The 26821-nt window shown below is 43.6% G+C and carries 24 protein-coding genes and 1 riboswitch; of the genes, 14 read left to right on the plus strand and 10 right to left on the minus strand.

What is annotated here, in order from left to right; all coding sequences use genetic code 11:
- Positions 1–107: 107 nt before the first annotated feature.
- From NL644_RS13995 to NL644_RS14025, 7 genes are all read right to left on the minus strand, one after another.
- The gene (locus tag NL644_RS13995; protein ID WP_005393366.1) at positions 108–1529 is read right to left on the minus strand and encodes an aspartate kinase; all 1422 of its coding nucleotides are present in this window, start codon (positions 1527–1529) and stop codon (positions 108–110) included.
- An 84-nt stretch (positions 1530–1613) separates the two neighbouring features.
- On the minus strand, positions 1614–2000 hold the full coding sequence (locus NL644_RS14000; RefSeq protein WP_005393369.1) for an ectoine synthase: 387 nt from the start codon (positions 1998–2000) through the stop codon (positions 1614–1616).
- 15 nt (positions 2001–2015) lie between these two features.
- Positions 2016–3281 (minus strand): diaminobutyrate--2-oxoglutarate transaminase, encoded by a 1266-nt coding sequence (ectB, locus tag NL644_RS14005; protein WP_005393371.1) that lies wholly within the window; start codon positions 3279–3281, stop codon positions 2016–2018.
- Between the two features lie 34 nt (positions 3282–3315).
- The gene (gene ectA / locus NL644_RS14010; RefSeq protein ID WP_005393379.1) at positions 3316–3849 is read right to left on the minus strand and encodes a diaminobutyrate acetyltransferase; all 534 of its coding nucleotides are present in this window, start codon (positions 3847–3849) and stop codon (positions 3316–3318) included.
- Positions 3850–4163: 314 nt separating this feature from the next.
- Entirely contained in the window at positions 4164–5825 is a 1662-nt protein-coding gene (locus tag NL644_RS14015; RefSeq protein ID WP_005393381.1) for a BCCT family transporter, read from the minus strand.
- Positions 5826–6016: 191 nt separating this feature from the next.
- Positions 6017–6763, minus strand: a complete 747-nt coding sequence (locus tag NL644_RS14020; RefSeq protein WP_101911959.1) for a 3'-5' exonuclease — start codon at positions 6761–6763, stop codon at positions 6017–6019.
- Entirely contained in the window at positions 6763–8643 is a 1881-nt protein-coding gene (locus NL644_RS14025) for a DUF294 nucleotidyltransferase-like domain-containing protein (protein ID WP_006741594.1), read from the minus strand. Before NL644_RS14025 ends, NL644_RS14020 begins: the two co-directional genes overlap by 1 nt.
- Positions 8644–9081: 438 nt before the next feature.
- Here NL644_RS14025 and proV point away from each other — a divergent pair, with 438 nt between their 5' ends.
- The 11 genes from proV (at position 9082) to NL644_RS14080 (ending at position 21193) form a co-directional block, all read left to right on the plus strand.
- Positions 9082–10269, plus strand: a complete 1188-nt coding sequence (proV, locus tag NL644_RS14030) for a glycine betaine/L-proline ABC transporter ATP-binding protein ProV (RefSeq protein WP_005393388.1) — start codon at positions 9082–9084, stop codon at positions 10267–10269.
- A 4-nt stretch (positions 10270–10273) separates the two neighbouring features.
- Positions 10274–11365, plus strand: a complete 1092-nt coding sequence (proW, locus tag NL644_RS14035; RefSeq protein ID WP_046874899.1) for a glycine betaine/L-proline ABC transporter permease ProW — start codon at positions 10274–10276, stop codon at positions 11363–11365.
- The gene (gene proX, locus NL644_RS14040; RefSeq protein ID WP_005393392.1) at positions 11358–12365 is read left to right on the plus strand and encodes a glycine betaine/L-proline ABC transporter substrate-binding protein ProX; all 1008 of its coding nucleotides are present in this window, start codon (positions 11358–11360) and stop codon (positions 12363–12365) included. The genes proW and proX overlap by 8 nt, the downstream gene beginning before the upstream one ends.
- Before the next feature lie 216 nt (positions 12366–12581).
- The gene (locus NL644_RS14045; RefSeq protein WP_253658528.1) at positions 12582–13193 is read left to right on the plus strand and encodes a thermostable hemolysin; all 612 of its coding nucleotides are present in this window, start codon (positions 12582–12584) and stop codon (positions 13191–13193) included.
- Between the two features lie 80 nt (positions 13194–13273).
- Complete coding sequence (locus tag NL644_RS14050; protein WP_253658529.1) at positions 13274–14833, plus strand: AMP-binding protein; 1560 nt, start codon at positions 13274–13276, stop codon at positions 14831–14833.
- 25 nt (positions 14834–14858) lie between these two features.
- A complete protein-coding gene (locus NL644_RS14055) occupies positions 14859–15542 on the plus strand; it encodes a TenA family transcriptional regulator (RefSeq protein WP_253658530.1) in 684 nt (227 codons plus the stop codon).
- Positions 15543–15550: 8 nt separating this feature from the next.
- A complete protein-coding gene (locus tag NL644_RS14060; RefSeq protein WP_253658531.1) occupies positions 15551–16345 on the plus strand; it encodes an SDR family oxidoreductase in 795 nt (264 codons plus the stop codon).
- Positions 16346–16359: 14 nt separating this feature from the next.
- Positions 16360–16995: a hypothetical protein gene (locus NL644_RS14065; RefSeq protein WP_253658532.1), complete on the plus strand. Its 636-nt coding sequence runs from the start codon at positions 16360–16362 to the stop codon at positions 16993–16995.
- 3 nt (positions 16996–16998) lie between these two features.
- Positions 16999–17655: a response regulator gene (locus NL644_RS14070; RefSeq protein ID WP_053807341.1), complete on the plus strand. Its 657-nt coding sequence runs from the start codon at positions 16999–17001 to the stop codon at positions 17653–17655.
- Positions 17645–19057, plus strand: a complete 1413-nt coding sequence (locus tag NL644_RS14075) for a HAMP domain-containing sensor histidine kinase (protein WP_186437861.1) — start codon at positions 17645–17647, stop codon at positions 19055–19057. Before NL644_RS14070 ends, NL644_RS14075 begins: the two co-directional genes overlap by 11 nt.
- 186 nt (positions 19058–19243) lie before the next feature.
- Positions 19244–21193, plus strand: coding sequence for an LTA synthase family protein (locus NL644_RS14080; RefSeq protein ID WP_253658533.1), 1950 nt, complete (start codon positions 19244–19246; stop codon positions 21191–21193).
- A 113-nt stretch (positions 21194–21306) separates the two neighbouring features.
- Here the strand turns inward: NL644_RS14080 and NL644_RS14085 are convergent, their stop codons facing one another.
- Entirely contained in the window at positions 21307–22563 is a 1257-nt protein-coding gene (locus NL644_RS14085) for an MFS transporter permease (RefSeq protein ID WP_253658534.1), read from the minus strand.
- Between the two features lie 219 nt (positions 22564–22782).
- Here NL644_RS14085 and NL644_RS14090 point away from each other — a divergent pair, with 219 nt between their 5' ends.
- Both NL644_RS14090 and NL644_RS14095 read left to right on the plus strand, forming a co-directional pair.
- Positions 22783–23148, plus strand: coding sequence for a VOC family protein (locus NL644_RS14090; protein WP_114322397.1), 366 nt, complete (start codon positions 22783–22785; stop codon positions 23146–23148).
- A gap of 100 nt (positions 23149–23248) precedes the next feature.
- On the plus strand, positions 23249–23632 hold the full coding sequence (locus NL644_RS14095; protein ID WP_012841882.1) for a hypothetical protein: 384 nt from the start codon (positions 23249–23251) through the stop codon (positions 23630–23632).
- A gap of 91 nt (positions 23633–23723) precedes the next feature.
- Here NL644_RS14095 and NL644_RS14100 read toward each other — a convergent pair whose 3' ends face one another.
- The gene (locus NL644_RS14100) at positions 23724–24458 is read right to left on the minus strand and encodes a chromosome partitioning protein ParA (protein WP_114322398.1); all 735 of its coding nucleotides are present in this window, start codon (positions 24456–24458) and stop codon (positions 23724–23726) included.
- A 31-nt stretch (positions 24459–24489) separates the two neighbouring features.
- Positions 24490–24648, minus strand: coding sequence for a hypothetical protein (locus tag NL644_RS14105; protein WP_005377784.1), 159 nt, complete (start codon positions 24646–24648; stop codon positions 24490–24492).
- 528 nt (positions 24649–25176) lie between these two features.
- A riboswitch (glycine riboswitch) is annotated at positions 25177–25276 on the plus strand.
- A gap of 122 nt (positions 25277–25398) precedes the next feature.
- Here NL644_RS14105 and NL644_RS14110 point away from each other — a divergent pair.
- Positions 25399–26775: a sodium:alanine symporter family protein gene (locus tag NL644_RS14110; protein ID WP_006741605.1), complete on the plus strand. Its 1377-nt coding sequence runs from the start codon at positions 25399–25401 to the stop codon at positions 26773–26775.
- Positions 26776–26821 lie beyond the last annotated feature (46 nt).

Here is a 26821-nt window from a genome sequence, read left to right on the forward strand (position 1 = left end):
TTAGCTCGGTAGTTTACTCCATGCTAAGCGGGCCTATATTGAGAACACAGAAAAACAAAAAAAAGGAGAGCAAACCTGCTCTCCTTTGTATTTTAACCGTGAATAAACTAAGCTACGTTAACCGATTTAGTTAAACTATTGCTCTGAAAGAATTCATCATGTAATGCGCAAATCGCACGCTGATATTCTTTATCACCCACTACGAACTGAACGTTTACATTTCTCATTGATGAGTGAAGTGCAACTGGCGTTACGCCATTGTTCATCAAAGAAAGTACACCTTTCGCTAGTGTCTTGTTAGTGTCAATTTGAGAACCGATGGCTGAAATCAGCGCGACCATACGGCCTTTAATCGACGCATTCGGATAGCGTTTTTCAGCTTTATACAATACTTTGTTCAAGCTATCAGTACTGCCACCTAGATAGTAAGTAATAGAGTTCGCGTTCATCTCTTTACCAACTAAACTTACGCGCGCATCAGAGATAATTTCCATTAATTCGTAGCTAACGTTATCGGCTTTTCCCACCATCGCTTGGTCAAACAAATGCAGTGCAAACACCTTTTCTTTACCTGCGATAATTTCGACTTTGTCTTCTTCTGGGCGGTAGCTTGAAGAGATCAAAGTGCCTTCGTGTTCAGGTTCAAATGTATTTTTAATCTGTAGCTCAATACCACTCTCACGTAAACCTGCGGCTGCATTTGGGTGAATCGCTTCCATGCCAAGGTTAGCAAGTTGGTCTGCTACGTCATAGTTTGTACTACCAATTGGCAAAACTTTTTCAGGACCAACAACACGCGGGTCTGCAGAGCTCAAGTGATATTCTTTGTGAATTACCGCTAAATCCGCTTTTGTTATCGCTGCAATTCGGCTAAATGTCATCTCACTATAACCTCGGTCATAAGTGTGCATTAGGCCTTCCTTACAGTAAGCATAACCTGTAACGATTGGCAGTTCTTTTGACACATCGATATCAGCAAACGCATCACTGATCGATTCATCAAGGCTTCTTGGCGCTTGATTGTCCCAACCGGACAGGTCAACGAACTTAGCGTTAATACCCATATTTTTTAGTTTCAGTGCCGTGTTGTAAGCACTGTGCGCCTCACCGATAGACGACAGAAACTCTCGAATTTGAGGCAAATACTGACGTAGCGAAAACTGACCGTACTGACACGTTTCTAAAATGTTCGCAATACAGTTTTTCGCTTCAGCAATACGTGAGCGAATGAATTTGTCTGCACGGATACGATTCATTGGGTCCGCGAAAATATTTTCATTTGTGAGCAGCATACGGCTTTCTACATATGCTAGCGCTTCTTCCCATTTGTCATCACGTTTCGCGATAAGCTGATAAACACCTGGCTTACTGGTTTTTTTACATTCGAGTAGCGCGTCGGTCATACCGCCGTATGCAGAGACGACAAAGATACGATTGTATGGCGATTTAGGACGAAGAATAATGTTGTCGAGAACAGCATCAAATGCTGTCATTGATGTACCGCCGATTTTTTCTACGGTAAATGTCATGATAAGCCTTTTTTGATTGGTAACTTTAAAAGAAAAAAGAAGAGATAGTTGATCGTGGGGCGACAAGCACCCCACCTCTATCTTTTAGTCAACGAGAGGATAAACACCATTTTCATCGTGCACTTCAGCGCCGGTAATTGGTGGGTTGAATACACACGCCATTACCATTTCTTTGTTCTTATAAGCTCTCAAGTAGTGCTCATCGTGTTTATCAAGGATGTATAACGTACCCGGTTTAATCGGGTAAGTTTCTCCACCAACGACTTCAATTTCACCTTCACCGCTCATACAAAAAACCGATTCTAGGTGATTTTGATAGTGAATGTGTGTTTCAGTACCTTCATAAATCGTAGTAATGTGGAAAGAAAAACCCATGTTGTCATCTTTCAACAACATACGGACACTTTCCCAGTTATCTGAAACCACACGTCGCTCACTGTTGCGACACTCATCGAGTGTTCTGACGATCATAATTAATAATCCTTATTAAGATGCTTGTTTGAAATGTTTCGCAGCAATGGTTTCCACTGCACTTTCAAAGATGCTTAGTCCTTGGTCTAGTTCTGACTCGCTAATCGTAAGTGGGCAGAAGAACTTAACGACTTCGTCGTCAGGGCCAGCTGTCTCAATTACCATTCCGTTTTCGAAACAGTTTTTCGCGATTTCAGATGCCATATCACCGTTGATACACTCAATACCAACCATCATGCCGCGACCTTTTTTCTGCACAAACATTTGTGGGAAGCGACGAACGCAGCGATCAATAACAGCACTTACTTTGTCTGAACACTGCTTGATGTGTGTTTCAAAATCATCATTTGCCCAATAAATTTCTAATGCTTTCGCCGCGGTAATAAATGCATGGTTGTTGCCACGGAACGTGCCGTTATGCTCACCTGGCTTCCACTGGTCTAGCTCCGGTTTGAGTAGAACGACGGCCATTGGTAAACCGTAACCACCGATCGATTTCGATAGCGTCACGATATCTGGTTGAATACCTGACGGCTCAAAGCTAAAGAAAGTACCTGTACGTCCGCAGCCAGCCTGAATGTCATCGACAATCACAAGAATGTCGTTGGCTTTACAGATTTTGCTCAAACGTTGTAACCACTCGTTTGAAGCAGCATTTAAACCACCCTCGCCCTGCACAGTTTCAAGAAGTACAGCGGCTGGTTTATCCATACCTGCAGAGTTGTCGTTTAGCATGGTTTCGAACAATGCTAGACCATCAACGCCAGCGTAACCTTCAAATGGAATACGAGTGACGTTACTTAAGCTAGAACCGTTACCTTGTCTGTGATGCTGGTTACCCGTTGCAGCTAGAGCGCCAGCTGTACAACCGTGGAAACCGTTGGTAAATGCAACGACGCTGTCGCGACCTTTTACTTTTTTCGCTAACTTAAGTGCTGCCTCAACGGCGTTAGTACCAGTTGGGCCAGTAAACTGAACTTTGTAGTCCAAGTTTCTTGGTTTAAGGATGTAAGTATCCAACGCTTCAAGAAACGATGCTTTCGCTTCTGAGTGCATATCCAAACCGTGAGTAATACCGTCCATCTCAATGTACTCAAGCAGTGCTTGCTTAAGTACTGGATTGTTATGGCCGTAATTTAGAGATCCCGCTCCAGCAAGGAAGTCTAAGTATCGTTCACCTTGTTCTGTTTCCAGCCAGCAGCCTTTCGCTTTACGAAAAACGACTGGGAAATTGTTTGAATATGAGCGTACGTTGGATTCCTGCTTTTTGAAAATATCCATGATGAGACCGTTTTTAATTCCTATTGTTTGAGGATTATTTGAGAGGAATGCGATACAAATATTCTGTATCGTGTTTGCCTTTAAAGTGGGCTTCTTCATCCAAAAATGTGCTTACTTGGCCAGAGTTGCCGTTCATCGCATCTAACTTTTTGAACAAGGCCCAAGAGGCTTTATTATCTTCCGTGATGGTAGTTTCTACCGATTTAACACCGCCCAATTCCTCTCGGGTGAGAAGTTCTTTCAACATGCGGAATGCTAAACCGTGACCTCTAAAGCGAGGTGAGACTGCAACTTGCCAGACAAATAAAACGTCTTGCTCGTCTGGTTTCTGATAACCGGAAATGAAACCTGCGATTTCGCCTTTTTGCTCAACCAAAATACTGGTTTTGCTGAAATGCGTAGACTGTAGGAAATTGCAATAAGATGAGTTCATGTCCAATGGAGGACAGTCTGCAATTAAGCTGTAAATGTCGTCACCATCAGAGATTTTAGGCTCACGAAAAATCCATTTTTTACTTGAGTCTTCTCCAATCTCTGGATAAAGAACCCAAGGTGCTGATGTGATCATGTGGAAATACATATCCTTTGAGGTCTAATTAAATTTCCTTTTTATTATGGGCATTCCTCGCGACTAAAAATCAAATAATCCGCCTTTTTATCGACATTTTTGTGACATACATCACACAAATTAGCCATTTAACCAAATCTTAAAATAGTTCGAGGTCTAATTTATTAAAAAATCACTTAAAGAATAAGTATAAAAAACGAACAGAAAAAACAGTCCTCCATGGTCTTCATTTCTCAGCAAAAAATTCAAAAATCAAAAAAAAGCGGCATGCTTTCGCATGCCGCTTTATTCAAATATTTAACTGCTGATGTTGGTTATTTCGATTTCTTCTTAGAAACCGCTTTTGGACGAGGTTCATCCATCAAGCCTTTTACTAGAGAAACCGTTGCAACAAGCAGAACAATCGTAAATGGTAGGCCTGTGGTCACGGCCATTGCTTGAGCTGCCGCTAGGCCACCACCAAGCATCAATGCAATCGCAACTAAGCCTTCAAACGTACACCAGAACACGCGTTGAGGCGTTGGCGCATCGACCTTACCGCCCGCAGCAATAGTATCAATAACCAGTGAACCAGAGTCTGAAGAGGTAATGAAGAATACCACCACCAAAATAATACCGACGAAAGATGTAATTTCAGCTAGCGGCATCACATCTAACATGGCAAATAGTTTTAACGGTAATTCCGCGTTGAACACGGCTTCATAACCATCGCTCACGTATTGGCTTATAGCGTTACCACCAAAAGCGGTCATCCATAACACACAAACAGAAGAAGGGATAAGGATAACGCAAATAATGAACTCACGAACTGAACGACCACGAGATACACGCGCAATGAACATACCGACAAATGGTGACCAAGAAATCCACCAAGCCCAGTAGAATGCTGTCCAACCTTGAGAATAGTTTACGTCTTCTCGTCCAAATGGCATTGATAGGGCAGGAATATTAGCCACATATGACACTATATTTTCGAAGAAGCCCGTTAAAATCGCGATCGTCGGGCCGACAACAATAACGAAAAGCAGTAAAAGCGCAGCGAGACCCATGTTGATCTCAGATAAGATTTTCACGCCTTTGTCTAGTCCCGCAACAACTGAGATTAAAGCGAGTGCGGTGATGCCAATAATCAATAGTACCTGCGTAGTATTCGTCATTGGAACATCAAACAGGAAGTTCAAACCCGTTGCGGCTTGAGACGCACCGTAACCTAGGGACGTTGCCAGACCAAAAACTGTCGCTACAACAGCAAGAATGTCGATAATGTGACCAGTCCAACCCCATACACGCTCACCAAACAGTGGGTAAAAAATGGATCGCATGGTAAGTGGCAAGCCTTTATTAAACGAGAAAATCGCCAAACCAAGAGCCAATAGCGCATAGATTGACCACGGATGAAGCGCCCAGTGGTAAATCGTCGCCGCCATGCCTAGTGCAGATGCAGCACTTGCATCGCCTTCTGCACCACCTAGAGGGGCCCAGTCAGTACGAACACCGTTCTCAACGTTCACGCCACCAATAGCAGAACTAAAATGAGACATAGGTTCTGATACACCAAAGAACACCAGACCGATACCCATACCTGCTGCAAAGAGCATTGCCAGCCAACCCGCATAGGAATAATCTGGCGTCGCTTCTGTACCGCCGATTCGTACCCGACCTAGCGGTGTAAAAATCAACCCAACACAGACAATGACAAAAATATTACCAGATGCGAGAAAGAACCAATCCAAATGGTGTAACAAACCCGCTCTTAGATCTGCGAAAAACGGCTCTACCTGTTCTCGAAATAATAGTGTTACTACAACAAATAGGATGATTGCTAAACCAGAAATTGCAAAAACACGGTTATGAATATCAAGGCCAAACGGGCCTACTTTTAACGCGACGTTATCCTGACCAATTTGATAGTCAGTGTCTATCGCGTTTACCTTTCCATCGGGGCGTTGAATGCCACCGTTATTATCGGTGCTCACGGATAATCTCCTTAAAAATACGTGACCAAATTTAAATTACTTTCGTCGGAGTTTGAGTGATGAAACCTCCCATCACTACCAAGCACATGTTCAAAAAACATAGTTCTTATAAGCGGTTACTCAGTCCGCCATCATAATCGCAAAGCCCCCTACCTTTCATTGCATTTTATTGTCTTCATCATAAACAACGCTTATTGCCAAATCGAAGAGATTGGCATGCTTCGATTAAAATGATATTGCAACTGTGCTTGAAACAGTTCAGCAGTTGCCAGCGCATCGGTCAAAGCATGATGAGGTTGATAAGCAGGAAGGCGATACCTTTCACGAGCATGCCCCAGCCTGACAGAGCCTGGCTTCTTACCTTTTAACTTATTGAATAGGCCACTGCATTCACGGCGCTGTATCGCGTGTTCAATGTCTAGCGTATCGACAACGGGAAACTGTATCCCCTCCCCAATGCTATTTAGCAACGCGTTATTAAAAAACTGCCTTTCGATATTTTTATAATGAACAAGCACAACTTTGCCTGACAGCGCATCCAATATTTCCCCTAAAATGTGGGTTAATTGGGGTGCGTTTTTGACTTCAGAATCAGTGATGCCATGAATCACGACTGACTCTTCGTTTAACTCACGATTAGGGTTAACAACCCAATGCGCAGAGCCACTACATTGAACACGATCAATGGTAAACGGCACAAGTCCAATCGTGAGAATTGCATCCTCTTCCGCATTCAAACCTGTCGTTTCAAAATCCACCGAGACAAATGGCACTTCCTCAATTGGTGTTTCCCCATTAACCATCGGTGTCGAGTAATAACGTTTGAGCCTCTCGTCTCTTGCTTCTTTCGCGAGCTGTTTGAATAACGTTGACCACTCTGGCGTCCGAGACGTATCCAACAACGGCTGATCTTTTGCTGCCTTTTTTGAGAACCACATTATTTGCTACTTCTCTGGTATCGGAACTTGATGAAGTTCTGTGCATTACTAAGGATTTGGAAAGCAGCTTTTAAGTTTCGGCGCTCAAACTCTGACATGTTCTCTGGCTCAATGTTGTTATCTGGTTCATCTCCATTTTCGATATCGAGTGCTTGATGACGAATTCGAACCATGTAAATCAATTCCATTGCATCCCTCAAGTCCATTCCTCGACCTTTAGGTAAAATGCCCGCATCATTGATATCGTCTAAACGGTCAAACGAGTTTTGCGAACGGGAACCAATTGCCAATGAATGCACTCGAATCAAATCTGCCAATGGCGCAGTACCTCTTCTTTTCAAGTTAATAGAATTGCGGTGACGACCATCTTTTTCCATAACAAAATCTTTGAAGAAGCCCAATGGCGGTGTACGACGTATCGCGTTGTAAGCCATACATGCAAGGAAGCGGTTGTTTCTTTTCGCCCGCCTAACAATAAAGCTGCTTAATTGTTCCGCCCACTTCACTCGCCCATGAACACCTAATAAATCAAAAAAGATATTACTGTTTAACAACCTTTCAGGAGTTGGGTTATCTATCCAGTTGCCAAAGCACTCCTCCCACTCCGCTCGGGTTTTTCGCCACTCTGGATTGGTTGCCATAATGTCGCCAGTACAGTAAGCATAGCCGCATGCTGCTAAACCATCACAAACAAATTTGGCAAACTTTTCAAAGTACTCCCCGTGCATCTCAACATCATAACTGTTGTCGAGAATAAGGGCGTTGTCTTGGTCCGTTACAATTAACTGCTCATCCCTGGCCATCGATCCCATAGCGACCAAACAATACGGAATTGGCGCAGGGCCAAGCTCTTGCTCTGCTAATTCAGCTAAACGCTGTTTAAAGCTACTACCAATTACCGACATGGCTCGACCAATCATGTGAGCGTTGGCATCTTCATTCACCATTCGTACAAAGCAGTCTTTCACTTGTTCAGAAACTTGCTTGAGATCTTCAACGCTGGTTTGTTGGAAGATAGAGCTAACGAGCAGCAAGCTGTTTTGAGATTCATAACGGACAATATCCGTCATGCCAATAATTCCTATCGGCTTTTTATCTTTTAAAATAGGGAGATGGTGCACGTTGTAGCGCAGCATGGTTAACATGGCTTCAAAGACATAAGCGTTGTAATCCAGAGACACCACGTCATAACTCATGACCTCACTCACTGGGATATTGGTATCAATGCCCTGAGCTAATACGCGAATACATAGATCGCGATCAGTCAATATTCCAAGTAGTTGTTCATCATCTTCTTCTGTGAGTTCTTCTGCTGGGCGAACAATAAGCAAAGAGGTGACATTTTCCTCCGCCATCAGTATCGCGGCTTCTTGAATCGATGCCGTCGCCTCCAACGTTACCGGATCTCTCGCTAAGATCTTACGTGCCTTGGCAGTGGTAAAGTCATTACTTTCTGAGCGGCTGGATATTGCGCTTCGCAAACGCGCGCTGTCTTCCAGTTCCATGTAGTCAGCAAAGTTTTCAAACTCATCACAAAGCTCGTTGAAAATATCCTCCGGAATACAGTAAACCAAGGTGTCTTCTATCGCTTTGGCAGGCATACGCACACGGTTGTTCATTAACAACCCCATCTGTCCAAACAGTCCACCAGCGTCAATCCTGTTATAGAGTTCGCCTTTACGTCGGTAGATCTCCACAGCGCCGCTTCTCACCATATATAAGTCGCGGATCGTGTCTCCAAAATTGAGTATCTCTGTGCCTTGCCGAAAGTATGCAACCTCGGCATTTAGAGCGATCTTTTTTAACTGCTCTTCGGGTAGATCATCGAAAGGTGGGTACTGGCTAATGAAGTTGAGCACTTCTAACTGTTCGGCTTCCATCTTTTATTCCATACGTTGCCTAAACTACAGCGATAAATATCACCAAGATTGAAATCAATCAATGAATAAATCTAAGAATAACAACACCTAACCTAGTTCGCAGAATAAAACTCCAACCAAAAATTAGAGCTCTAATGTTTTTAAATATAGACCTCTAATCTATTTCTCCTTATAGCTATGCAGATGGGCTGAGTTGAAATGTACTAAAAACTTCAAAATAAATTCAAACCAATGTCATGGAAAAGTTAAGCGAAGACAAAGCCAACCGTAAATATCTGTTTTTGTTAACAAAAACACTATTTAACCACACCACCTTCATTGTTTATTGTATGCACATAAAACCCAGTTAACCGAACCCCATTCGTTGAAAGTTGAACTAAAATTAATTAGAGTACAAATCGTTAAACAGTTATAAACACACAAAAAAGGACAGATAACATGGATCCCATACTGGAAGTTAAGGGACTGTATAAAGTGTTTGGAGAAGACCCAGAAAGAGCCTTCTCGCTTATCGAAAAAGGTATCGATAAGGACGGTATTTTTGAACAGACAGGTTTAACAGTCGGCGTAAACGATGTATCTCTCACCATTAACGAAGGTGAAATTTTCGTAATCATGGGGCTTTCTGGTTCGGGAAAATCTACTCTCGTTCGACTCCTAAACCGACTCATTGAGCCAACGAAAGGCAGTGTTTATCTCAAAGGGAAAGATATTGCCCATATCTCTGAAGACGAACTTCGAGAAGTTCGTCGCAACAATATCTCAATGGTGTTTCAAAGTTTCGCACTTATGCCTCACATGACGGTGATCGAAAACGCTGCATTCGGTTTAGAACTTGCTGGCATTGATGTTAATGAACGTCAGAAAAGTGCCCTTTCCGCCTTGGAAAGAGTTGGCTTAGACCCTTATGCAGAATCTTTTCCTGACGAGTTATCAGGTGGTATGAAACAACGCGTGGGTTTAGCACGGGCATTGGCTTGTGACCCAGACATTCTATTAATGGACGAGGCGTTTTCCGCTTTAGACCCATTAATCCGTTCTGAGATGCAGGATGAGCTTATTCGTCTACAAAACGATGACAAACGCACAATTGTCTTCATCTCTCATGATTTGGATGAAGCAATGCGTATTGGTGATCGTATCGCCATCATGCAAAACGGTGAGGTTGTTCAGGTTGGCACACCTGATGAAATATTGCACAGCCCAGCAAATGATTATGTTGAAGCATTTTTCCGCGGCGTAAACATCGCAAGTGTCTTGACAGCAAAAGATATCGCTCGCAAGAAGCCAGCCGCCGTCTTTAAGAAATCGGAAAATGATGGCCCGGGCTCTGCGATGCAGATTCTGATGGATCATGACCGTGATTACGGCATTGTCGTCGATAAATCTAGCCGATATTCCGGCATCGTGTCTCTTGACTCACTACGTTTGGCTCACAAAGAAAACCGCTCTCTAGCCAGTGCTCAATTGACGGATGAAGTCACTCTTCAGCCAGAGCAGTCAATCAATGACATTTTGGGACTAGTTGCAGGCGTTCCTTATGCCGTACCTGTCGTTGATGAGCAAGGTACTTACTTTGGTGTCGTGACTAAATCACGTCTTCTACAAACACTAGATAAGGATTAACACGATGTCCTCAGAGCAAACTAACAATGATCCCTGGTCGAATACCGCTCCTGCACAAGATGATCCTTGGTCACAAGGTGCAGGTGCTGACGCTGCCCCAAGTAATGACTGGTTAAGCTCAGAAACTGTAGAGCAAGCGCCATTCGACATTATGAACCCATTCCAAGATGCGGTTCTACCACTTGATAGCTGGGTAGAATCGGGATTGAACTGGTTGGTGGAACATGGTCGCCCTGTTTTCCAAGCAATTCGAGTTCCAATCGACTTTATTCTTACCTCGTTTGAAACTGCTTTGGTGTCCACACCTGCGCCCATCATGGTGCTCATTTTATTTTTGCTGGCGTGGCAGTTTTCCAATGTAAAACTCGGTTTTTCAACGCTTGTATCCCTTGTTTTTATCGGCCTAATTGGTGCGTGGTCACAGGCGATGACAACGCTCGCACTGGTTTTAACCGCCGTCTTCTTCTGTTTGCTTATCGGGCTACCGATGGGGATATGGTTGGCGAGAAGCCAAACCGCAGCCAAATTTGTTAGACCAATACTCGATGCAATGCAAACGACCCCCGCGTTCGTTTATCTAGTGCCAATCGTTATGCTATTCGGTATTGGTAACGTTCCTGGAGTTGTAGTAACCATCATTTTCGCACTGCCTCCCGTTGTGCGCCTGACTATTTTAGGGATTCAGCAAGTACCTGAAGAGCTGATCGAAGCGGGCCACTCTTTCGGGGCAAACAAAAAACAGATGCTTTACCGCATCCAATTGCCATTGGCGTTACCAACGATTATGGCAGGGGTAAACCAAACCTTGATGCTTTCACTTTCTATGGTCGTGATCGCTTCAATGATTGCGGTTGGCGGCTTGGGCCAAATGGTACTTCGTGGTATCGGCCGACTTGATATGGGTCTTGCTGCCGTCGGTGGCTTAGGCATCGTAATTCTTGCCATTTTATTAGACCGTATTACCCAAGTATTAGGGGTTAATGCGGGTAACACCAAGCTTCGCTGGTATCACACAGGTCCTGTTTCATACCTATTAAAACTGAAAACAAAGACGAACCAAGACGATCTAAAACTTAGGAGAAACATCAATGAATAATTCATGGAAGAAAGCGCTCTCTGTTGGAGCTCTAAGTACTATCGCATTTTCAACTTATGGTGTGGCAAGCGAACTACCGGGTGAAGGTGTGACTGTTCAGCCAGTTCAATCAACCGTTGCAGAGGAAACGTTTCAAACATTGATCGTAAACCGTGCACTTGAAGAGCTTGGTTACGATGTAAAACCGACTAAAGAAGTCGATTACAACGTAGGCTATACCTCTATTGCTAAAGGCGACGCCACTTTCTTAGCTGTAGGTTGGTTCCCTCTTCACGCCGATAAGTACACGATGTCTGGCGGTGATGATAAGTTTTTCCGCAAAGGTCAATATGTAAGTGGTGCTGCGCAAGGTTACTTGATCGATAAAAAAACCGCTGAAAAATATGGCATCACAAATATTGGTCAATTAAAAGATCCAAAACTGGCCAAGCTTTTCGATGCCAACGGTGACGGTAAAGCGGACTTAACAGGTTGTAACCCAGGTTGGGGTTGTGAAATGGTCGTTGAGCATCAGTTGGATGCGTTCAAGCTTCGTGACACAGTAACGCACAACCAAGGTAACTACGCTGCGATTATCGCTGACACGATTTCTCGTTACAAAAAAGGCGATCCGATTCTTTACTACACTTGGACACCTTACTGGGTAAGTGGCGTCTTAGTTCCGGGTAAAGATGTTGTTTGGTTAGAAGTACCATTCTCTTCACTTCCTGGTGAGCGTAAGGACATCGACACAACACTAGAGAACGGTAAGAACTACGGCTTCGAGATGAACTCTATGCGCATCGTTGCGAACAAAGAGTTTACTGAAAAGAACCCAGCAGCAGCGAAGCTGTTTGAAATCATCAAGCTAAACATCAATGATGTTAGTGCGCAGAATATGATGATGAGCCAAGGTAAGAACAGCTCAGCAGACATCGAGTCTCATGTTAATGGCTGGATCAAAGCGAACCAGAAAAAGTTCGACGCATGGGTAGACGAAGCTAAAAAAGCAGCCATGTAACCGACACGACCATTAAAATACGTGACACCTAACTTTAGAGCCAACCGTTCACATCGGTTGGCTCTAATTTTATTCACCGTAGTAAAAAGGGTTACAACAATATTGACCCCTGCTCCTCAGTATTTTCTTAAAGTTTCTACTTAATTTCATTCCTTAAGAATTTCTTAAGTTTCGCGTTTTATTTTGTTGATAACCAATCAAACAAAGGAAGCGCTCATGAAACACCATGCACAAATTTCTGTAGATGGCTTTACTTTAGACATCGTCTATCCAATGCATCCGCTTTGGAGCCAAGTTATCGAGCATGTTTCTCAGCGTTATCAAGAAGCATTCTTTGCCGAGCTGAAACAATTTATGCCGGCGTATTTAACCCTCATTGACGGCGGTCAAATTATTTCCGTATGCGGCTTTCGCATCGCCGAAGATGAACCTTTGTTCCTTGAACAGTATTTAGAAGACGACGCTCAAAAGCTGGTTTCTAACGTATTTAACTGCGACGTAAAACGTTCGAACTTAGTGGAGTTTGGTCACTTGGCATCTTTCGCTAAGGGCATGTCATCTCTGCACTTCTACCTGATCGCAGAAATGCTGGTCAATCTCGGTTTTGAATGGTGCATCTTCACCGCGACAGATCCACTTCACGCCATGATGGCGCGCCTAGGATTGGAGCCTCATATCATCGCGCAGGCCGATCAAAACAAAGTCCCCGATGCCAAGTCCACTTGGGGTTCGTACTACGAACATCAACCGCGTGTGTTAGCTGGCAATTTGCAAAAAGGACTCGAACGCCTTCGATTAGTCCAAGAAAAAAAACGTAAACAAGCCTAGATAGAAAAGTAAACGTCGTTAAAACCGCAAACACAACCAGAACAACTTGGTTAAACACCACGCCAGAATATAGGTGACGTATGAATATTCTCCTCGATGCCATTACAAAATGGGCAAAAACGACACCAGGCCGAGTAGCACTTGTCGGCTACGAAGCGAATCAAACCGTTGAACTGACTTACTCTGAATTGTTAAACAAGATCGAACTCGTTGCCGCCGAACTTATTGCACAGAACATCAAAGCACTCGCGCTACGCGCAGAAAACAGCATCAATTGGGCCATTGTTGATTTGGCGGCGATGGCGGCAGACATAATCGTCGTACCTATTCCGACTTTTTTCTCTGATGCACAGGTTGAACATACGTTAGAGCAATCACGCGTCGATGCTTTAGTCGGCGATTGGCAAGCATGGTTGGCTTCTCATCCTAAGCAAAGCTTTAACCAGCAAGACCATCCGTTTTCCATTGCAAAATTGCCTTTGCTGCGTCGTAACCAGTTGGGAGATGAAGATACACAGGCAGCTTATCTACCAGAAACCGGAAAAATCACGTTTACGTCTGGCTCGACTGGTCAGCCTAAAGGCGTGTGTTTAAGCAATGATCATTTGTGTTTGGTGGCGAAATCGCTCGCCGACGCAGTAAACAGCGCGGCGCACTCGCACTTAGTGCTGCTTCCGTTATCGACACTTCTCGAGAACATAACCGGCGTTTATGTTCCACTCATGTTGGGCGTGACGTCATATATTTTACCCGGAGAGCAAACCGGCCTACTCGGTTCAAGCCAATTCGAACCGCGTTTGTTTGCACAAGCATTAGCGACCATCAAACCAGAAAGCTTAGTGCTAACACCGGCTTTATTGCTTGCGCTCATTCACATCGCGAAACAGCAGCCCTCTCTTGTGGATTCTCTAAAATTTGTCGCCGTTGGCGGCGCAAGAGTGTCGTCGCAACTGATTAACACCGCGCATGCGCTGAACATCCCTGCGTTTGAAGGTTATGGCTTGTCTGAATGTGGCTCCGTCGTTTGTTTGAATACACCAGCCGCATTTAAAGCAGGAACGTGTGGCAAACCGCTTCCCCACGCTCAGATTCGTATCGCGGAAGATGGTGAACTGCTCGTCAAAGGCAACGTTGCTCTTGGTTATTTGAATGAGCCGTTTACTCAAGAATGGTTAGCGACTGGCGACTTAGCCCAAATTGACGCACAAGGCTTTGTCTCTCTCTCGGGGCGTAAGAAAAACCTTATCGTCACCGCGTATGGCAGAAATATCTCACCGGAGTGGATTGAATCAGAAGCGTTGGCGTTTTTTCCGATGACGCCACTGATCGTTACAGGCGAAAGCCAACAAACATTATGCGCTGTCATTGCCAATAGCGAAGACGTCGAAGCAAAGGTTCATGCATTAAACCGAACCCTACCCGATTACGCTCAAATCCGAACCTTATTGCTGCTGGACAACCCACGAGCCATCTCTGGTTGGTACACGGATAACGGCAAGCTCAAACGAAATCAAATCGAACATGATGTGGCTCAGTTATTAGCGAGCACAACGCCTAAATTAACGCTGCAAGCGCAAAAGATCCAACGCATCGATTTGCCCTTCCAACAACACATTACATCTTTACAAACTGCATCTTAGTTAACGGCTTCTTAAGGAGAAGGTTATGACTTTATTTTTCGAACAACTCAAACAAAGCACTACCGCTGCTCAACAAGCAATGTTAACTGCGCCAGTCATCGCAGACGTTCAACAAGGCAACATTTCCAAAGATATGTATATCGCCTTTCTAACCCAAGCTTACCATCACGTTAAGCACACTGTTCCCTTGCTGATGGCGTGTGGAGGCCGACTATCTGGCGAATACGAATGGGTACGAGATGCCATTGCCGAGTACATCGAGGAAGAGAAAGGCCATCAAGAATGGATTTTAAATGACATCAAAGCGTGCGGCGGCGATGCCGAAGCAGTGCGCAGTAACAAAGATGTAGGTCAAGTAGGTGCACCGATTGAACTGATGGTTTCCTACCTTTACCACAACATTGACCGCCACAACCCACTCGCGCTGTTTGGCATGGTGTGGGTATTAGAAGGCACCAGCGTCGGTATTGGTGGCCAAATGGCTGAAAAAATCCAGTCAACGCTAAGCCTACCGCCTTCGGCAATGACTTACCTAGTTTCACACAGCGTGTTAGACCAAGATCATCTGCAATTTTTTGAATCACTGATGAACAAAATCACCAAAGTGGAAGATCAACAAGTCATTATCGACTCCGCAAAAATGGTGTTCGCATTGTACGGACAAATGCTGCGTTCTTTGTCTTCTTTCTCAACCCAACAAGCGGCGTGAGGTGAAGCATGATCATTAACAACAGCACCATTCTCCTGACAGGCGCAACGGGCGGAATTGGGCAACCCATCGCGCAAGAGTTAGCAAAACGCGGTGCTAGCCTCATTCTTGTTGGGCGAAACGAAGAGAGCTTGCAAACACTACAGCGTGAACTGTCGAATCCAGAGCGCCATGACCTAGTCGTTGCAGACATCACCTCATCAGAAGGATTAACAGCGATTAAAGATCGAGCGCGTCAACATCAAAAAGTGGACGCACTGATTAACAATGCGGGTAGCAACGATTTCTCGTTGTTAAGCCACAAACGACCAACGCAGATTGCAGACGAAATCCAACTCAATCTCGTTGCGCCGATGCTGCTGTGCCAATCAGCGTTAACGTGGTTAAAGCAGCCTGGGGTGATTCTCAATATAGGTTCCACATTCGGCTCAATTGGCTACCCAGGCTATACCTCCTATTGCGCGGCAAAAGCGGGGTTGCACCGTTTTACCGAATCGCTCGACAGAGAGCTGTTCGCAACCGGAATCCGTGCGCTGTATTTGGCACCAAGAGCGACAGAAACCTCGCTCAATAGCGATGCCGTCAATGAAATGAATCGACAACTGGGTAACAAAACGGACTCGCCGCAAGTTGTAGCCGATCACGTTGTCACCATGTTGGAAAAAGAAATTTCCGCGAAATGGATTGGTTGGCCAGAAAAGCTTTTTGCGCGCATCAATCAACTGCTTCCAAGCGTGGTTTCTTCTGCGATTCGTAAGCAGCAAGAAACCATTCACCAATACGTAAACCGAGTCAGTCACTGAAGAGGACATAGACGATGAAGACCAAACAACTATTTTGCGCTTTGACGGTTTGTTCAACGTTAGCTTCGACCGCTGCGTTGGCAAGTAATACTCCACTGCAACAGGTTCAAAAGAAATGGGCGGAATGTCAGTACAGCACGCCCGATGGAGACGAAAAGGAACAATGCTTCCATCGCGCGATTGCCAAAACCAGTATTTATCTCGACAGAGAACCGGGCAATCCCGAACTCACTGTTTGGCTGGCAATCAATAAAGCATCGCTGGCTGGTGCTCAAGGTGGCTTGGGTGCACTATCACTCGCCAAAGAAGCCAAATCTTTACTCGAAGGGGTAATCGCAACTTCACCGCAAGCGCTTGATGGATCTGCATACACCAGTTTAGGTTCTCTGTATTACAAAGTTCCGGGGTGGCCAATTGGCTTTGGTGATGACGATAAAGCCGAAGAAATGTTGAAAAAAGCGTTAGAGATCAATCCAAAAGGCATCGATCCGAACTATTTTTATGGAGACTTCCTTGCAGAAGAAGGTCGAGACAAGGAAGCGAAAGTGTATTTGACTCGCGCAATGCAGGCGTCACCTCGCCCTGACCGACCTTTGGCTGATAAAGGTCGAAAACTGGAAATTAAAGCGACTCTTGGGAGTTTGAAATAATCCATGCGCTTATTACTCGTAGAAGATGACAAACTACTCGGTCAATCCATGGTGACTTCATTAAGTCGCCATGGGTACACCGTGGATTGGGTGGAAAAAGGCTCTGGCGTGACTAGCGCACTCAAAACAGAAGCGTTCACCGCCGTAATATTGGATCTCACTCTACCCGATATCGATGGATTGGAAGTTCTGCGTAAGATTCGCAAAGGCGGATTTAAGCTCCCCGTGATGATACTTACCGCCCGAGACGACATTCGCGATCGCGTTCAAGGCCTTGATGGCGGCGCAGATGATTACCTCGGAAAACCGTTTGCACTCGAAGAGTTGCTCGCTCGCTTACGTGTGTTGATTCGCCGTCAATCCGGTAGTGCAGAAGAAATCATTCAAGTTGGACAGTTGTCTTTATCCTTATCGGAACAAAGCATTCGCTACGATGACGCGCCGCTTAAACTCACACGCAATGAATTTAAAATCCTCACCAGTTTGATGACGAACGCCGGACGCGTGCAAAGTAAGGAGCAATTGCAACAATCACTGCACGGCTGGGATGAAGGTTCAAGCGACAACGCTATCGAAGTTCATATTCACAATTTGCGTAAAAAAGCGCCCAAAGTGGTCATTAAAAATATTCGCGGTGTGGGGTACATTCTTGAAAGATAAGAAATCGTACTCGATCAAACGTCAGTTAACTCTATCAGTAGGCGTGTTGGTAAGTGTTCTCTTACTCATCTCACTTTATTTCAGTTTCCAATCTGCGAAGCACGAAGTCGAAGAAGTTTATGACGCTAGGCTTGGACAATCCGCAAAATTAATGTTGCTGACGCTCTCAATTTCAACGGAAGAGAGGACTCTCGCTAACCATCGAGAATTATTTAATGAGTGGATGGAAAACATTGAGTCAATGTCAAAGTCTGACGACGACAATGTCACAACGTTCGGCCACCCTTATGAACAAAACTTGGTTTTTCAATTCTATCGAGACAACACACTGCTCTGGAGCTCAGATCAAACCTTGCACGCACTCTCTACGTCCTTTGATAATAACGGCTACGCTGATATCGTAAAAGACGGTACACAATGGCGTACGTTTCAGATTTCACTACCACAACTAAAACATGATAATGAATACGTCGTGGTTGCAGAAAAATACAAGATACGTAAAGAGATCATCCACGAAATTGCCCTATCCACATCAATAGAACAATTGCTGATACTACCAACTTTGTTGCTTTTGCTGTTTTGGTTGATCGATAAACATTTCCGACCGATTAACGACCTGCGCACCGCCATCACACAAAGAAACGCACACCGATTAGATCGCATTCATGTAAAAGACAACACCGTTGAACTCGCACCACTTGTCGATTCGCTCAACTCTCTCCTCTCTGAACTAGAGTTAGCCTGGCAAAGAGAGAAACGCTTTACACGTGCTGCAGCGCATGAACTAAAAACCCCACTAACAATCCTTCGTCTTAACGTAGAAAATGCACTTGAAAGTAATGATCCGGAGCAACTGAGAGGAGATTTACACAACATTCTGCAAGGCATTGAACGCACTGACCGCCTTATCCATCAGCTACTGACTTTAGCTAAAGTAGATAGCTTATCAGAACGTGTATTCGACACCGTTGAGCTAACCCCTTTGTTGCAAACCGTTGTTGCTGATTTGGCACCGTTAGCATTGAAGCATAAGCAAGACATCAGTTTATCATCTTCCAACATCGCTATATCCGGTGATCAAATGTTGTTAGAGGTGTTATTTCGTAACCTCGTCGATAATGCGATTCGTTACTCCGGCGAGCACAGTGACATAAAAGTCAGCGTCACAGAGAACAATAATACAATCAAAGTCTTAATTTCCGATACTGGTCCAGAAATCCCGAAAGAAACTCGTGAAAGAATCTTCGAACAGTTTTATCGGGGTCATTCCGAACATGGCGACGGTGCGGGTTTAGGGATGTCAATTTGCAAAGACATTACAGCACTACACCGTGCAACACTTGAGCTCATTCCCAGAGAAAATAGTAGGAATACGTTTGTCGTCACTTTCCCAAAGTGCTAACAAAAGCGATACAGACCATAACCTGTTTAATTTATGTTCTAGCCGAACATGAGCTTCATTCCACACTTACATAGACATACCAACACTTACACTACTCGACCATAAACCCACATTATAATTCACGTTTATTTCACGCTTGCTTTGTTAAAAACAACACAACATAACAATTAAACTATTCGAATAAATATGAAAAACTTATCTAAGGGCTCTGTGTGGGGGCCTTTGCAGCCAATTGCTGCTTTTTCTTTGTTTTCACTTATATTTTTGTCTATCTCACGCGTTTTGCTCGCCTTTTGGCAACTTGATCGAATTGACTCTTTCAACGACTTAATTTACATCCTAGGCCAAGGCTTACGCGTAGACATTGCAACACTGTGCTGGTTATTCATCCTCCCTGCACTGCTTTCTGCCCTAATGCCATTAAACGGCAAGATTGGGCAATGCTGGAAATGGATATTGCGCATATGGATGGTTTTAGGGCTTTGGATTCTCGTATATATGGAACTGGCAACGGCACCATTCATTCAAGAATATGACCTACGCCCAAACCGTCTGTTTGTGGAATACCTTATCTATCCGAAAGAGGTCATGGGCATGCTTTGGACTGGCTATAAGCTAGAGCTGTTTATTGGCGCGTTAGGCACGGCATTAACTCTAGTTTTGGGTTGGAAGTGGAGCCAAAAACTGACCGACAATGCACAGCAGATCAACTGGAAGTGGCGCCCACTATTAGCAATTTTCGTTGTGCTTCTTGGTGTTGCAGGTGCACGCTCGTCTTTAGGCCACCGCCCGCTAAACCCTGCCATGGTGGCATTTTCTAACGATCCACTGCTTAACGACTTAGCATTAAATTCATCTTACTCACTGCTGTTTGCTGTCAACAGCATGAAGTCAGAAAAAAGCGCAGAGCAGTTTTACGGCAAGATGGATAATCAAAAGATGCTGGAGCTAGTTCGCGCTTCGTCAAAAAAGTCCGACTTTGATCCAACATTGCTTCCAACCATGAACAGTAACCCTGCGACCTACCATGGTAAACGTAAGAACTTAGTGATTTTGCTACAAGAGAGCTTAGGAGCGCAATTTGTGGGTTCTTTGGGTGGTCTGCCTCTTACGCCAAACCTAGACGAACTCATGGCTGAAGGTTGGCAGTTCACGCAAATGTACGCAACGGGTACTCGTTCTGTTCGTGGTATCGAAGCTGTAACCACGGGTTTTCCACCATCCCCTTCTCGCGCAGTGGTGAAACTAAGCAAAAGCCAAACAGGCTTCTTTACCATCGCAGACTTACTCAAAGCACAAGGCTATCACACGCAATTTATTTATGGCGGTGAAGCAAACTTCGATAACATGAAAACCTTCTTCTTCGGTAATGGTTTTGATCAAATCGTCGAAGAAGATGATTACAATAACCCAAGCTTTGTTGGCTCTTGGGGGGTCAGTGATGAAGATTTATACAACAAAGCAGACGAAGAGTTTGAACGTCTTTCAAAAAGCGACAAACCTTTTTTCAGCTTAGTTTTTACGTCAAGCAATCACAGTCCTTATGAGTATCCGAAAGGTAAAATTGAGCCATACGATTCCGAACACATGACGCGTAATAACGCGGTAAAATATTCAGATTACGCTTTGGGTACGTTCTTTGACAAAGCGAAAAACTCATCCTACTGGGATGATACTATTTTCATTGTCGTTGCAGACCACGATGCCCGCGTGTCTGGTGCTAACTTGGTTCCAGTTAAGCACTTCCATATTCCTGCATTGATCATTGGTAAAGACATTCAACCACGTAAAGATGACCGTATCGCAAACAACATAGATATGCCGCCTACGCTGTTGTCTCTTATTGGCGTAGACGCCAAAACGCCGATGATTGGTCGTGATTTAACGAAACCACTGGCTCGCGAAGATGAACGCGCAATGATGCAATACGACAAAAACTTTGGTTATTTAACGCGTGACAACCTAGTTGTGCTTTCTCCTGGTGAAAAAGTATCAACACTGGCGTACGACTTTGATAGCCAAACCATGAAACCGCTAGAAGTCGATGAATCCGTTATTGAACGCGCAAAAGCAAACGCATTGTTTGCATCTAAGGCGTATCAAAACAACTGGTACGCTTCGAAACGTACCAACTAATATCCGCTGATTCAGTTAAAAAGGAGCCAAATGGCTCCTTTTCTTTATTCTGTAAGACTCTTCACTCTTAGAGTACATGGAGGAACGCACACTTTGTATCTAGAAAATCATAGTCATATGTAGAGCATGAACTTTTCAGGATTGTGTTCGATGACTAAGGCCAACACGTAAACAACGAGGCTTGTTGATATCAAGCCAAACAGAAAACTGACCCGAAATACCATCGTTGTTATCGTGATAAAACCATAGGCAAATACACCACTATTAATCATAGCGTACAAATTATCCAGACCAAAACTTGGTAATGGTGCGCTAATAAATAAGAATGAAAACATCATAATATTTGAAATTTTTTTAACCCAACTTGTTTTTTGTAGATAAAAACCCGAAATAGAAAAGGACAACAACAGCAATGGCACTAACCCATAATAAGTAAATTTGTAATATGGCGTAATCCAATCTGAACTCTGGTTTAAGAATAGTATTATGCAAGTAACAATGGTCGATGATAACGCTAAAGAAAAACACTTTGTTCCTTTGTAAGGTTTGTCTTCAAAGTTAAATAACCTAAAAATTCCCAATGCAATACCAAGAACAACCCATGCAAATGTCACTAACTGTAAAAATGCGATCTCTTCGCGGATGGCAAAAAAGCCAAAGTAAATAGCATGATAAAAAGACCAAACCATACCAATTGGTAAACCCAAGGAGAGTTTTTCTAGGAGAATTTCTGACTGCTCTTCGTAATGAATAGTCCACCATACTAGTGCGACATAAGCGAGCAACACACCAAAAATGACAACATATTGCGCTTCTGAGATACTGATAATCATTGGAACTAAGGCTAGGGTTAAGCCAATGATAACAAATAGAATCTGGTAACAAATCGCGGGTAATGTGCAAATAAGTCGCCAAAATACCCTACCGATATCTTGAAGAAGTTCGTAGGTTTGAGCGATAAAATAAGCAACAGCAGCGATAAGAAGCAACACTCCACATAGTTTCATCAGGTTAACTAAGTTAAATAGTTTCACCCAGTCACTGCTTTCTTCGGCTTGCTTCAGCTCTTTTTGAGCGTCATCAATGTGAGCGAGTTTCAATAAGGCATTTTTTCTGTCTTCATTTTCGAGAAAGTGTCCAAACTCTTGGTTTGCTTCACTCTCCGTTATCACTCCATTTTTGTAAAGAAGATAGATAGTTGAAAGGCTCACTCTTTCTATTTCTGTAAGATCACGAATTTTTTCTTTATTATTAATTTCATTGATAGTTAAAATTTGACTTTCTTTCTTTTCTATATTTTTTGCTGAAATACTTAATGAACATGTAACACAAAAAATAATAATTAACAGTGAACTAATCGTTTTACACATATGAACGGGATTGCTTTTGACAAGGAAATGTCGAGAAGATAAATGGAATCAAATACAAAGCAAACGATATGTTCATATGCTCGATCCTGAGCCAATAAAATTGAAAGTGATACTTCTCACTATTTCAAACAAGGTACTTTAACTTGGTCTACTGACAAAGCCTGTCTTAGCCTTCCGTTAGATTCAACCTCATACTTCTAGTAAATTGAGAAACAGACCATGCTAACTATCAATTCATTCGTTCTCTATGTTGAGGACATCCAAGTAAGCCAAGCTTTTTACTCGAAACTGTTTGATTGTGAGGTCACGTTTTTGTCTCCAACATTTGCTTCTATGCCACTCGCAAATGGCTTAAAACTGACACTCAAGCAAAGTGATGTTCTTTCCCCTTACAGCGACATCAAAGGTGGTGGCACCGAGTTATCATTTGCAGTGCGCAACCGCCATACGTTAGAGCACGTTTACAACAGTTGGAAAAACATGGGCGTTGAGTTTGCTCAACCACCAATGACTTCGGTGTATGGCTTAAATTTTGTGGCTACCGATCCGGATAAACATCGCATTCGCGTTTTTATTAGTGAATAAAAATGCGTTAAAAATGCTTTTTACCCATTCCCAATGTGACTTCAATAAATTAGACTCAAGGAAACATCAAAAGCTGCGTAGTATATAAGAAGGAATGCCCATGAGCTCAAGTATGATCCTTAGCGAATCTCTAATCGAGAGTGGAAGAGATATCCCCCTCAAAGAACTGCTTTATGCAAAGCGCGTGCTGGATAACTACATGGCGGTAGCAAAAGAGAGCAGCCCACTTGAGCTGTTGACAGAGATGAAATCGGCAGCAAAGCAAGTGGAATACTTTACCACTACGAGTAACCCGTGTGAGGCTCGTAATGTCATCAGTCAGATGATTGAAAAAATCGACACTGCGGAATCTTTTGAGTCGTTCAAGGCTTTAGCAGGCAAGCCCTCACTAGCTCTCAATGAACTGATTGAAGATCGCGCCCAACTGATTAAACATGAGCGAGAATTGCTGCTTGCTTCAGGCTATGACGCCTCACGTATCTAAGAATAAACGCTAGCTCCCGAGTTTAAAGCTAGCAACGAAAAAGGAGCTCTTAAAGAGCTCCTTTTAATTTCCAAAATCAGGTATAAAAGATCTAGAGGCCGATATCTTCAGTTATTGCTTTGATTTGCTTGAGATCCATTTTATAAACTTCAATCATTTGATCGACCTGACTTAGTCGTGAATTGGCTTCATCGTGTTTATCACACGCGTCCGATTTCACGTCCCAAGATTTACCTTCCAAAAATACATCACACTCTTTTTTGAGTTTCTCGATCTTAGGCAATAATTTCGCCCTTTCTTTCTCTAGAGAATCCAATTCTTGCGAAATTTTCAGCTCTTTTTGAAACACCTCGCGCGATCGTTCAAAGATAGTCGCTTGCATATCCGCTTGACGACTCAGCTTCTCATTTTCTGACTTTGTCGTGTTGATCTTATCTGCCTGTTGTTTCAATTGAGACTCTAGCGACAGGTTAACTTTCTCGACCTCAGTCAATTGCTTTTGTAACTTCTTAAGCGCTTTCTCGTGCTCTTCATCTTTCGCAGCGAGCAGTTCAGTGACTTTATCTTGTATTTCTTGGTCGAGCGCTTCTTCGCGCACTTTTACTTGAGACACCAACTGCGTTTTATCTTGCGTCAACGCTTGGTATTTTTCTTCTAGCACATGATAAGTCGATTCCCACTTGTTCGCAGTGACAATCGAACCAACAAGGCCACCAAATGCCAAGCCTAATACCGCAGCAATCGCGATATAGATATGAGTACGTTTGTCACGCTCTTCAATGACAACAACGTCGTCTTGTTCTTCCATCTTGTTCTGAGAACTCACCGTATACTACTCCAAGGACTCTTTTACTTTGCTAGCGGATCAATTCCGCAAACATAATCGATGCTGTATAAATCAGAAAGGCGCCAATTAATGTTATAACGGTCGCTTTTTGGACTTTTTCATTGGTTCGATAACGAAACAGCACAAATGCTACTGCAATCAACACCGCAATGGCTAATAATCTGGTCATACCGCCTCCTTGTCCACTTATGAAAAACTGCCTAGGTCCATAGACGGTTTCACAAAGATTTATTGTAACTCATTTATACGCCCCATAAGGTCAACTTAGCGTAGATTTTAAAATAAGTGCTTCGATTTTAATCAAATTTGTGTTCTCAATTGAATAACTTATACCGTAATAATCGAAACATATTTATCGTTCTGAAGTGTGTTCTTGGTTCTATTCCCTAGCCCAATGAGTTTTGTTTATGCAGTTGCTCACACAAAAAACTTGGTAAACATAGCTTCGTGAAAATAAGTGGGGTTATTTCGTTGAAAATAAATTGATATAGGGTGTTGAAATGGACCAAAAACATGATAGAGTTCACACGTTAATGATGACCAGCATCATTAACTAACCTTTACTCATTTAATTGAGTAATTGTTCCGATGAAGACTGCAGGAGAGTGGTTATTAATCAAATTTTAACATTTGATTAGCATAACTCGCCGAAGAATTAACTATTTCAGGTGCTACCTAGGTAGCGGGGACTGTAGTTGGAGGAACCTCTGGAGAGAACCGTTAAATCGGTCGCCGAAGGAGCAAGTCTTGCACTCACGCAAGGTGAAACTCTCAGGCAAAAGGACAGAGGAGTGGAAAGTTACAACCTAACTATTTTGCTTGGCCTTCCCGCCTACAACCAATAGCTTAGTTCTTTTAGAGATCGTTGATCTCGTCCTTTCCCTCTTCTCCTTATTAGTTGTTTTATTAAGGGGAAATCATGAACGACCTACAATCTTTACTACAAACCATCGATAATTTTGTCTGGGGTCCACCACTGCTTATTTTGCTAGTGGGTACCGGTGTTTACTTCACTTTTAGCCTCGGCTTGATCCAGTTTAAACATCTCCCAACAGCGCTAGCGATGGTATTCAGTAAAGATAAGTCATCTGATAAACAAGGTGACGTTTCTAGCTTTGCAGCACTTTGTACTGCGCTCTCAGCAACGATTGGTACTGGTAACATTGTTGGTGTTGCCACCGCGATCAAACTTGGTGGACCAGGTGCCCTATTCTGGATGTGGCTCGCCGCCCTTTTCGGAATGGCGACTAAATACGCCGAATGTTTGTTAGCGGTTAAGTACCGAAGAGTCGATGATAAAGGCCAAATGATTGGTGGCCCGATGTACTACCTGCAATACGGTGTTGGCTCAAAAGCCCTCGCGATCATGTTTGCAGTGTTTGCTTTGGGTGTTGCTTGTTTTGGTATTGGTACGTTTCCACAAGTAAACGCGATTCTGGATGCAAGTGAGATATCTCTCGGTGTTGACCGTGAGCTCTCTGCCTTTGTACTGACTCTTTTGGTTGCTTTCGTGACTTTGGGTGGTATCAAATCCATTGCTAACGTTGCAGGAAAAGTTGTTCCTACCATGGCTGTATTTTACGTGTTGGCGTGTTTAAGCGTGATCATCATGAATGCAGACCAATTGTTCAATGCCGTTGAATTAGTGTTGGTATCAGCATTTACATCAACAGCAGCGACTGGCGGTTTCTTAGGTGCAAGTATCATGCTGGCAATCCAATCAGGTATCGCTCGTGGCGTATTCTCAAACGAATCTGGTTTGGGTAGCGCGCCTATGGCAGCAGCGGCAGCGAAAACAGACTCTTGTGTGAAACAAGGCCTGATTTCAATGACAGGTACCTTCTTTGATACCATCATTATTTGTACCATGACGGGCCTAGCGTTGATCCTTACTGGCGCATGGCAAAGCGATTTTTCTGGTGCAGCAATGACGACTCATGCCTTTGCGGTAGGTTTGAATGCGGATACATTTGGCCCAATGCTGGTGTCAATTGGTTTGATGTTTTTTGCATTCACAACCATTCTTGGATGGAACTACTACGGTGAGCGTTGCGTTGTGTTCCTCTTTGGTACAAAAGCGGTGCTTCCTTATAAGCTGATTTTCGTTGGTTTGGTGGCATCAGGCGCGTTCCTCCATCTAGACATGATTTGGCTACTCGCCGATATCGTAAATGGTCTGATGGCGATTCCTAACCTAATCGGTTTGATCGCACTGCGTCACGTCGTGCTGGCAGAAACCAAGCTGTTCTTTAGCTCAGCATCGCAATCTGATGAAATTGAAGCAGTAAAAGCTTAGTGACATGACAAGTGTTCAGTAATGAACCGTCAATCGCTGAAAGTAA

The sequence above is a fragment of the Vibrio sp. Y10_XG_PY6 genome (genome assembly GCF_024181795.1).
In the GTDB taxonomy this organism is placed as follows: domain Bacteria; phylum Pseudomonadota; class Gammaproteobacteria; order Enterobacterales; family Vibrionaceae; genus Vibrio; species Vibrio diabolicus.